The sequence below is a fragment of the Pseudoalteromonas sp. BMB genome (assembly GCF_001709235.1).
GTDB classification, from domain to species: domain Bacteria; phylum Pseudomonadota; class Gammaproteobacteria; order Enterobacterales; family Alteromonadaceae; genus Pseudoalteromonas; species Pseudoalteromonas maricaloris.
Genome location: NZ_MBQA01000214.1, coordinates 19230 through 31085, shown reverse-complemented (window position 1 = coordinate 31085; position 11856 = coordinate 19230). Strand labels below are relative to the sequence as shown.

Sequence of the window (11856 nt, the reverse complement as noted above, 5' to 3'; positions counted from 1 at the left end):
GCAAAGTGGAATCCCACCCTGGGTTTTGCTATGAAACGTGTAAAGTTGGAAACCCCATCAAGGCTACACGATGTGTCATATTATGCCCTAATGTATAAGAGCATTTGAGTCTGTGCTGAGCGCTATGACATTAAGTGTTAATCGAATATGACACCCAACAATACGCCGCTTATTTAACATTACGATCTGATTTCCGTAAGCTTGGGAGTCATTATTGTGAGTTAATTGGCATTGAAGTGTTGTGACAAATTTATTTCATGACAGCAGCTTATACACTAAAACTTAGTTAGCAATGTTAACTTATCCTCATATTACAACTATTCAGGTCCCATTCCATCTTCACGCTCTTGTGACTATCCGCTATGAATAGCCTAATAAAACAAATAAGTACTTAGTAATAGATAAAAGATAGCAATATTGATTTTTTATACACTGTTGTTTTTGTTGGTTTTATTTCTGTTTTTGGTATGTAATCAATTGAAATAATGCGTAGTCATGAATGGTGGGGTGGTAAATAGGCCTTTTACGCTTAAAGTAGATTCATCAAATCGAAGCACGATAATAAAGTAAATGAGTGCTCGATATAAATTAAACTCAAAAATTGGAAATAAATATGTTCTCTACATTAAAAAAACTAGCGCTAACAACTCTACTTACTTTAACTACAGTATCTGTAAATGCTTATGAGCAAGATACTAACAGTCAAGATAGTGCAACAGTAACGGATGACTTTGTAGTAACACCTGCATGCCCTAGTTTTCCTAAGTGTTGGCCGGCTCTTCCTCCAACATCAACGTCACAACACACTACAAATAAAGAATAAAACGATAACATCGAAGAGATTGCTTACATCCTATTTCCAATGCTGAAAAAGTGGCAATAGGTGATGTACTCAGTAGTGAGCATATTACTGAATAAGCGCTACTAGACAAAAAATATAATTAAAAATCAATTAAAAACAAAAATTACACAAGGATATAATATGTTTTCTAAAATAAACTCAACAACAATGAAATCACTTTTTATCGGCACCGTGTTTTTTATTCTATGGGTGCCAGCAAAGGCTTCCGAGCAACCTTATTACTCTAATGGTACCAACACCACGGGTACCCCAAATGGTGAGATTATTACCCCAAGTTGCCCAAACTTCCCTAAGTGTTGGCCGGAAGATAACTCAACGGAAGAGTAATAATGACACTCTACCGCCAAGTGGATACTTACATGCGGTAGTTGGATTATTTAAAGTCACATAGTAAAAGGTTAAGAAAGGCGTTTTAACACCTATGATCGTTCTAGCCCGTTGTCCTCTGCAAAATGATATGTGATGCAGAGGACACTTTATCGTATCGAGTTAAAAATAGACGTTGTAAAGGTCTGTACTCGGTGCTGCTCGTTGCAGTAGCAATAGCTTTTGTTCGCTCGGGTGGAGTTGAAATTTTGCGTAGAATGCGTATTTCAGTAGAGAAGCTCGCTCAGACTTGCCTGAATTCAAATCTGTACGAACCAAATCATACTTATAACCATTTGAAACAGAATAATAGACGTATTGAGATGTAAGGTGCCAAGAAATATTAGACGCTAACTCTAGCTTTGCTATCGGTTTACTTTCTTTCATCGTGTCTAATGGTGCTCGATACAATTGGCCATCAGTACGCTGATAATATAGGTACTGGCCTTTGGGATCCTCTTTTGCACTGACTACATTAGAAAGCAGTGGTTCTGATTTACCGCTGTTGACATCTTGGCGTATAAGCCAAAACTGATTGCCTTCCTTTCGTGAGAAGTAGATTGAACGTCCATCATTGCTCCAGCTCGGGTTTTGAATATTTTCTAACTGAGTGGTTAGATGGTGTATTTGTTTGCTATTGATATCTAAGGTAAATAGTTGGCGGTCTAAAATACCGAGTATGGAGTGATGCTTCGGGTGATACTCCAGATCGCTTATATTGTGATGCTGAGTAAACTCGGTTAATAACTCCATTTTTCCTGATGTTGAATAAGTCACTATTTGGGGAATATTGTCATATTCATAGCGGAACACTATGCTACTTGAGTCTGCCAGATAATCGGGATGCCCCTCTTTACCCGCAAGTGAAAACTCAAATAAATTGTTGATACTATTGTTAAAGAATGGATTTTTAACTTCAATAATATCACGCACATTTTCTTCTTCCTTGCCTACTAACAAACAATGTTTTCCGCAGGTACTGTAAATTGAAGATAGCCCAAAATCGGTTTGTACTTGGGGGGTGAGCTCATTTTTCTGAGCGTTAAAAAAGAGGATATCATTGTTATTTGAAAGATAAAGGCCTGAACCGCTTTCATCCCAAACGATATTTTGCGGTATAAAATCAAGTACGGTATTGCTCTGCACTTTTCCAGAGGCCAATTCTAAAATGATCAAGTGTGTCCGCTGATAGTTTGAGTATCTTAAAACGCCAAGGCGTGATCCATCTCCTGAAATTGCTGAAAAGTAATCTCCATAAGGATTAAAGTCTGGGTAAGTTACCTGAGTTAGGCGCTTACTGTTAATATCGATCTTAAAGATGGTATTTGGATAATCCGATTGCTTTTTCAAGGAAAAGTACAGCGCACTATCGTCTGGAGCCCAGGATAAATTTGGCTGAGATGTATCATACTTGTAGATCACCTCTTCCTTAGAAACATCCATTGCATCATTTAGCGATAAGATGACCAGTTCTGCATGATTGCCTTTTTGCTTTTGTGCAGCTATTTTCTTTCCATTTTTAGAGAATTTAGCGGAATAATAATTAGCCCCACCTGAGCTTAGCCTTTTGGTCACGTTGGTTGACAAAGATTTAATGTATAAGTTAAAAGACCCGGATACGTCTTTACGATGAGAATAGACGACCATATCCGATTCTTTGTGGTAATCCGCCCAATCCTCTTCACCTGACATACTGGTGACTGCTTTTATTTGTTGTATTTCCTTTTTAGTAGGTTTCAAAATATAAGTGTAAGCCACATAGCAAGTAATTAATATTACTATAAGCAATATAAACAAATACTTAGCTTGATCTTGAATGGTTTTTTTAATGTTCTTATTATCAAGGGGTTGAATATTGCCAGCGGTGTGATCAGCGTCGTTACCTTGTGTGACCGTCTCGATATTTACTTCGGCAATAAGCAGGTAGCCTTTGCTTGGCACGGTTTTTATATAAGTAGGAGACTTTACATCGTCACCTAGCGCATCTCTGAGCTTTTTAACCACTCGGCGAATAGCATTGTCTGAAACGATGCGTCCATCCCAAACATGATCAAGCAGCTCCTTTTGGCTTACATAGTCACCTTGGCGCTTAACCAAGTAGCATAAAAGCTCCATGGTTAAGGGTTCTAGCTTAATTACTCGTTCGGCTTCATCCACGGCATTATTGTCATACAAGCGTGTTTTTTTGAAATCGATCTGAAATTGACCAACTGTAATTTGTTTATCTTCTAACCAAATTGCCCTGTTAACACTATTACCATTCATGATTACATTGTGTTTATTTAATGTGTTTTTTTGTTACCAATCAATGTAACACATTATAATGGGAAGTGTTTTGTCTTTCTGTGCTGATTATTCAATTATCTTGGCTAGTTTAGTTTTGTTCACCGTGTGTCGTGCACAAGGAACAGGTATTGGAAAGCGAAGATGAGCATAGAAAGAAAACATAGCACTATAAAGAAGGCACTTTTATTTAGTGGCCTATCAACTATGGTAGTAACCAGTTGCGCTAGTTATTGGTTATGGGATCGACTGAATTCTGCTCTGCCTTTATTAAATGGTGAAGTTAATCTTCCTCATGTTGAAAATGAAGTTGTTATAGACAGAGACAGAAGCGGTGTGCCATCCATTATTGCACAGACAAGAATGGATGTATCTCGAGCAATGGGCTTCTTACATGCTCAAGAGCGCTTTTTTCAAATGGATTACCTGCGTCGAAAGGCAGCTGGTGAACTGAGTGCACTTTTTGGTGAGTCTTTTGTTAGTGCTGACAAGGAAGCTAGGCTGCATCAATTCAGAATGTCTGCGCGACAAGCTTATGAAAGTTTAGATATTAGACACAAAGCACTACTTGATGCCTATGTTGAAGGCGTAAATGCTGGGCTTGAAAAGCTAGATAGTGCCCCATTTGAATATACTTTGTTACAGGCATCACCAAATCTTTGGCAAGCGGAGGATTCATTCTTAGTTTCTTTTGCCATGTTTATGGAAATGCAAGGCCATGATTACCGTAATGCACTTTATCTAAATAAGTTACGACAAAACTTACCACAGGCACTGGTTGACTTTTTGGTGCCGCTGGGTACTTCTTGGGATCAACCATTAGATACACAACATCTTGCCGCTATATCTATTCCTAGTGCTGAAGTTTACTCACTAAAAGGTGCTACTGACACTAACCAAGACATTTTGGCGTTGCATGAGCAAGCTGATTCTTTATATACAATGGCGTTACAAGATAGCCCTTCGGTTGCTGGCAGTAATAATTGGGCTGTATCGGGTGCAAATACAAAATCCGGCAAGGCTTTAGTTGCCAATGATATGCACTTAAACCTCAATGTTCCCAATATTTGGTATCGAGTTGGCTTTTCTTGGCAGGAAGCGAATGAAGACCGCAAATTAACCGGTGTTTCGTTACCCGGTCTACCGCTGATGATTGCGGGCAGTAATACACATATAGCCTGGGGTTTCACTAACTCTATGGGGGATTGGTCTGATTTGCTGCGGATCCCTGCAGATAAAGGTCAAGAACTAGTCACACATGTTACACAGCGCATTGATGTCAAGGACGCTGAGCCTGTGGAATATGTCGTTGATGTCACTCCTTACGGACCTGTCGTTGAACGTGAACAGAATGGCGATTTATTGGTTTTACGTTGGGTCGCCCATTCATCCTCTGCAGTCAACTTAGGGTTATTGGAGGTTGAGCGTGCATCTAGCGTTCATACCGCGCTGCCTTTATTCAATAACACGCATATGACGCATCTCAATGTAGTGGTGGGTGATGAGCAAGGGAATATTGGCTGGACGATGTTGGGGGCATTACCAAAGAGAGCCCATTCAGTATGGGCTCCCATCGACTATGACAATAAAGAATATGACTGGTCAGGGTACTTAACTACAGATAAATATCCGAAACGTGTTAATCCTGAATCGGGTTTTATTTTTACTGCTAATGCACGAGTCGTTTCAGGTGATGAACTAGATATTATTGGTCGCGAAAACTACGCCCTTGGCGCGAGAGCGCAGCAAATTCACAACGGTCTCAGAGTGATGCATGAGCCTAGTGAAGCCCAGATGTTGCGTACACAGCTCGATAGTCGCGCAATATTTCTCCAGCGTTGGCAGTATCTGCTGCTGTCTATTATGAATGAAGAGTTCATGGCCAAATATCCTGAATTGGCCGAATACCGAAAAATTGTCAATAACTGGAATGGTAAAGCACTTAAAGACTCCACCGGTTATTTGTTGGTGAGAGCATTCAGAACTCAGGTCGCACGCAGAGTTTTTAGCGGCATTCTGAGTGGAGTTAATGAAAGTAATCCTGACCTAAATGTTTTTGACTACTTCAGCTTAACCAGCCAGTGGGAAGGGCCGCTATGGAAGTTAGTCAATGAGCACCCTGACCATCTCTTAAATACACATTTTGAGTCTTGGCAAGCTTTGTATGCCGATGCTCTGACTTTTTTGAATGACCACTTTAATAACACTCATGGTTCGATTGCGAATGCCAAATGGGGTGACTACAACAAAGTTGCTATTTCTCATCCTGTCGCTGGTGCTCTGCCACTCATTGGGAGGTTCTTTAATATCCCAGAATACGGTGCTGACGGAGATATCAACATGCCCCTAGTGCAGGAGCAAAGCTTCGGTGCCTCGATGAGAATGGGGGTGACACCAGGTGAAGAGCAAAGTGGATTCTTTCATATGCCTGTAGGTCAAGCGTCCAATCCAATGTCGCCATACTGGATGGCGGGGCATGACGACTGGCAAAAAGGGGTGTTCTCGCCATTTTTGCCGCAGGAAACCGTTTACTCGCTCAAGCTACTCCCCGCTGAGTCTAAGGAATAAACCATGAAAAACAATAATAAACTCACAGAGGATAAGGGTATGATGCTGACATCTGCACAACTCGATATTTATCTGGATCAAAAACGATATCCAAGCTCACCAAACTATAACATTGGTGGAGTGATAACAATTAAAGAGCCTATTTGTGTGACCTCCTTTCAACAGGCTATGGCGCAACTTGTGGCTGAAAACGATGTTTTTCACCTCTATTTCCAAGAACAGATGGGTCAGCCAGTTCAGTGTCGCGCTGAAGTTGCGTGTAAGTTCGAATATCTTGACTTTAGTGCCGCTTCTGATGCGAAAGAGCAAGCGAAGCAGTTTGTAAAAACACAGCTAATGCAGCCTTTTGATTTATCTGAACCAGGTTTATATCAAACCTTCTTGCTCAAATTAACGAGCGATGAGTATTGGTATGTACCGATTGCGCATCACTTGATTACCGATGGATTTGGTTACAGCAACTGGTTTGATACGTTATTTAGGTATTATTTGGCACAGAAAGATGGAAACAGCGTTGTTGAGCCTATCCAGCTGACGCAGTTTGAGCACGTTGTCGATTATATGAATCACAATGTGGATATTAGTGCTGCAACAGCAGACTTCTGGCAGCAAAAGTTCAGCAGCCAATTGCCAGATAGAATGTTTGTTCCCAAGCAGCTAAATACCCCCCTGATGCATGAGAGCTTTTTGAGCCAGTATGCGATTGCTCAGGCTGATTATACTAGCCTATCTGAACTGGCAAAAAACATGGGAGTTCGTATACATCATCTGTTTATGGCAGCTATCTCATGTTATTTAAACCTTCAATATCATACATCTGACATTATTTTGGCTTTGCCGTTTCACAATCGTGATAAAGCCACCATGCGAGCAATTGGCGGCATAGTCTCTGTTTTACCAATGCGTTTTGGCATCGACCAACAGTGGACCATGGCTGACCTTGCGAGTGAGATCCGCACGCAAATGCGAGATGTCTCAAAGTTTAAGAAATATCCGGTAAGTAAAATTGTTGAGCACGCTCGTCAGTTGAAGCCAGACCTTGAGCGCTTATTCGATGTCCAGTTCAATTATCAAAAGCTTGATTATAAATATGCAGACGGACAGATAGACGCCGAATCAGAGTTTATCCCTCCTGGGGTGGAAACCACACCTTTGTTATTCAATCTTTGTGAATATGGCGACCATCAAGATGTGATTTTACAGATTGAAGCAAATCGCGCATTTTTTGATGAATCTGATGTGGCAGTCATATTCGAACGTCTGTTTGCTATTTTGGAAGCTATACGTCACAACCCAGAGCAGCAGATCTCAGGCTTTAACTTTTTCAATGAGCAGGATTTTCAGGCTTATCAAACGCTAAACGGCAGCTCGGAAGCGTGTGACAGTAGTAGCCTAGTGCAACGTTTTAATCAGCAAGTAACAGACCGCCCAAATAGTATTGCGCTAGTTGTTGGTGAATCTACTTGGACTTATCGCGAATTAAGCGAAAAAGCGGTGCAAATAGCTGAAATTTTAACGTCACAAGGGCTCCAATCTGGCGATTGTGTAGGGTTATGCCTCGATCGCAATGAGAATATGGTTGCCACGTTATTAGCTTGCTTATCTATAGGCGTAACCTATGTACCGCTAGACCCTTCTTATCCGCTTGATCGTCTGACCTTTATGTTTACTGATAGTCAGGCTGCGCTGTTGGTGACTGATACGCAGGTATCGAAAACGACTCCGATTGATGCGAAACATACGTTACTTATTGACCAATTAACCGCCGATATTGAGGCGCCAGGGCTGCATAGCCTTAGCTTTTTGACTAAACGTGAAGCTGTGGGTGCTTATATTTTATACACTTCAGGGTCTACGGGTCGTCCTAAAGGCGCATTGATTGCTCAACGTAGTTTAGACAACCTCATTGGTGGCATGGTCGCGCGCCTTGAACTTACAGAAGCATGTCATTGTTTAGCAACAACAACGATAGGGTTTGATATTTCGACTTTGGAAATATTTGCCCCTTTAGTTGTTGGTGGCAAAGTCACGTTGGTTGGACATCAGATAGGTAAGGATGCACTTAAACTCGCAGCGTTTGCAAATACATCTGAGTACAACTTATTCCAGTGTACTCCAACGATGTGGCAAGCCTTAGTTGAGGCTGGTTGGCAAGGAAATGCTCAAGCGACATTGGTCACTGGTGGTGAGCCGCTTTATCCAGCACTTGCAGAGCAAATGCTGTTGCGATCGAAACGAGTTATTAACGGTTATGGGCCAACGGAAGCAACTGTGTACTCCTTGGTTGAAGAGGTGCATAGAGACAAAGATGGTATACCAAGTTGCCGGTTATCAAGATCACTTCCTAATTACCGTCATTTTGTTGTTGATACTCGAGGGCAACTAGCTCCGGTTGGTGTGAGTGGTGAGCTATGTATTGCTGGCGATGGTCTTGCGCTTGAATATATAGGTCGGCCTGATATTACCGCTACTCAGTTTGTGCACTTACCTGCAGTTGCCAATGAGCGACTTTATCGAACAGGGGACTTAGTCACTTTACACCGCTCCGGTGAGATTGAGTATTTAGGTCGTTTCGATCATCAGGTAAAAATCCGTGGTTATCGTATTGAATTGGGGGAAATCGAAGAAAAGCTATCGCAACTGACCGGCATTAAGCAGGCGGTGGTGACCACGCATGGTGAGCGAGGTAGTGATGTAAAGCTGGCTGCGTATGTCATCATGGAGTCTAGTGCTGCACTTGATGTTGAGGCCATACGTACTGCACTTACAGCTGAGATACCTAACTTTATGGTGCCTCACTTTTACACCGAAATGAATGCATTTCCATTGACTTCTAGCGGCAAGGTAGACCGCAAAGCGCTGCCTGAACCCGCACATCGAGAAGTTGAGTTTCTCGCAGCAACAACTGACACCGAGCATTTGTTAAGCACGATTTGGCAGTCGCTATTTGAGCGAGATGCAATTAGCGTGACGCATAACTTCTTTGAGTTGGGTGGTCACTCTTTATTAGCCATGAAGATGTTTGGTCAGATAAGGCAAAGATTACAAGTGGATCTGCCACTTGCTTGCATCTTTGAACAGCCAACGATTAGGCAGTTAGCGAGCAAAGTCGATGCGATGTTGGAAGATCAATCATATAGTCCGGCGACTCGCAATCTGACTAAGTCGGACATCGAACGTGGACATCCTTTATCGCGCTCTCAACTGTCAATGTGGGTGATTGATAAGCTCAGTTATGGCACGGCGCAATACAATATGCCCGGAGTATTTTCCATCACTGGGGCATTGCAGGTTAGTGCATTACGGAATGCGTTAGCGCAGCTAGTTAGCCGCCATGAAGTGTTACGCACAGTGTTAATCGATGACGATTATACGGCTAAGCAATACGTACTCGAAGACTATAGCTTTGATGTGCCAATGATAGACCTCTCGGGTAAACAAGATGTGATGTCCAGTGTTGAACATTTTGTTGAAGCCGAAGCGAATATGCCTTTTCAACTAGATGTGGGTTTAAAAATTCGCGCCAAAATTATTAAAACTGCGCCGGAACATCACTTTTTGCTACTGACTTTGCACCATATTGCCGCTGATGGATGGTCTATCAACATCTTAACCGAAGAGCTGAAGATGCTTTATCGCAGTGTGTTGAGAAATGAAGCTGCTGAACTTCCGACCCTGGATATTCAATACAAAGATTATGCGCATTGGCAACATCAAAACATTCAGGACGGTTTACTGGATGCGCAATTAGAGCATTGGCTTGACTTTTTGGCTGATCATCCACAAGTGCATGGTTTGCCATTGGATTATCCTCGACCAGCACAACCTTCATTTGAAGGGCGTAGCTACAAGTTGACTATTGATAGCCAAATGCGCTCGCAGTTACAGGCTTTTTGTCAGCGTAAAGACATGACGCCGTTTATGGTACTACAGCTCGTGTATGCCCTTTTAATCGCAGAGCAAAGTGGCGAAAGCGATATCCTAGTTGGCACACCTGTAGCGGGTAGAAATCATCCTGATATCGAAGGATTAATAGGGTGTTTCACTAATTCAATAGTACTTCGCAATAGGATCGATTTTGGTCGACCCCTTGAAGACTTATTGGCCGAGTCCAAACAGTCTGTGATGTCTGCTTTTGATAATCAGGATGTTCCCTTTGAACTATTGGTAGAGCGATTAAATCCCGAACGCAACCAAAGTTACAACCCGATCTTTCAGCTTTGGTTTGTTTACCACAGCCAACAATTCAACCCGATGACGTTGGATAATTTAAAAGTTGAGCTGGTGGAGCCTCATACTCCAAGTGTTAACTTCGATCTTTCATTGTCGGTATACGAACAGGAAAGCACATTAACACTGGATTGGGAGTATCGCCCTGAGTTGTTTAACGTCGATACGGTGGCGCAATACGCCGCGCGCTTTAAGGCTATTTTGCAATGGTTCCTTGAAGGGTCTGACACGTTAATTCCTTTGACACAAATGTCCTCACAAAATATTGAAGTGCCAATCGTTGAGCAAGGAGTGTTTGCTGCACGAGTGGTCGCAAATGCTACCGCCAGTCCTCAGTCAACGGCAGTGGTAAACGAAGGACAAACAGTTGCTCAGCAAGCCCTGTTTGCCAAAGTTAGACGCATGCGCGCTTATTTAGATGCTCAAGGCGTAAAACCAGGTTATTCGGTAGGGGTTTGTTTAGAACATGGTTTGGCTTTATTAGTCACTCAAATGGCCTGCTTATTCAGTGGTATCACCTTTATCGTATTAGACCCAGATAGTGATACGCAGACGATAGATGAAGCAATCAAGCGTTTTAACCTAGAATTCGCGGTTACACAGCGTCATTTAGGATCATTCTTAGCTGATACACCGGTAAAAGTGTTGGATACAACAGAAGCGCTGGCTTTTAAGGTACCGACAGGGTTTCTTGAGCCAGAAGCAAAGTTATCGATTCAGCCTATTTGTATTCTGTATCCGGGATCCGATAACGAAATAGCACTAACACAACACGATCTCGTCATGCTATCGGGCAAGCTCACCAATGAGCTTCAACCACAGCAGAGTCACAGTAATAAGTTTATTTGGAATGCATCCGTGTCCTTCGATTGCTCTGTCATGGCGCTATGTCTAATGAGTATTGGCTTCGAATTACATATCGTTGACACCAAAACACGATACTCAATTACTGAATTGAATGATTACTTAGCATCTCAACAAGTAAACCTGATTGAGCTGACGCCTGGGTACTTAAATTTAATGCACAGTCAAACTGGGCTTACGTTTAGTCACACAACGGATCTGCTTATCAATGGTACAGAGGTGGATACACACCTGACTGAAATCCTAGCGCAATATCAAGCAACATCAGATGCCAAAGTGATAGCAGTCAACGCACTTTTTGAAGAGTTCCGCTTAATCAAACTTAACCAGCTATCAGCGTCAACTCAGCATGTTGGCAGTCTTGCACAGACTCAAAGCAAAGCCATACAACTGCGCGAACGCATTATAGATATTTTGCATGATATTTATGCATCGTTACTAAAAAAAGACCAAGTCAAAGTCGATGCAGGGTTCTACGAATTAGGAGGTAATCCATTACAAGTACAGGGTTTATGTTCATCTTGTGAACAGCATTTTAACTTGGGACTAAATGTGTCGACATTTGCCAGTGGTCCCTCTGTTAGCCAATTGGCAGAACTAATCTCATCCATTTTTAACAATCAAAGTATGGCCAGTCCAACGATGACAGCTACTACTTCGCCGCAAACCTTAAGGAAATAACC

The 11856-nt window shown here is 42.1% G+C and carries 4 protein-coding genes; 3 read left to right on the top strand and 1 reads right to left on the bottom strand.

The genetic code is table 11. The features are described 5' to 3' along the window. Window positions 1–982 precede the first annotated feature (982 nt). A complete protein-coding gene (locus BB427_RS22515) occupies window positions 983–1189 on the top strand; it encodes a hypothetical protein (RefSeq protein WP_069023414.1) in 207 nt (68 codons plus the stop codon). Between the two features lie 162 nt (window positions 1190–1351). Here the strand turns inward: BB427_RS22515 and BB427_RS22510 are convergent, their stop codons facing one another. Beyond that, window positions 1352–3493 carry a winged helix-turn-helix domain-containing protein gene (locus BB427_RS22510; protein WP_069023412.1) on the bottom strand — a complete coding sequence of 714 codons (2142 nt, stop codon included), beginning with the start codon at window positions 3491–3493 and terminating at the stop codon, window positions 1352–1354. Window positions 3494–3655: 162 nt separating this feature from the next. On the opposite strand from BB427_RS22510, the gene BB427_RS22505 reads away from it, so the two are divergent. Then, window positions 3656–6079 carry a penicillin acylase family protein gene (locus BB427_RS22505; protein WP_069023410.1) on the top strand — a complete coding sequence of 808 codons (2424 nt, stop codon included), beginning with the start codon at window positions 3656–3658 and terminating at the stop codon, window positions 6077–6079. Window positions 6080–6082: 3 nt separating this feature from the next. Further along, window positions 6083–11854, top strand: coding sequence for a non-ribosomal peptide synthetase (locus BB427_RS22500; RefSeq protein ID WP_069023409.1), 5772 nt, complete (start codon window positions 6083–6085; stop codon window positions 11852–11854). Window positions 11855–11856 lie beyond the last annotated feature (2 nt).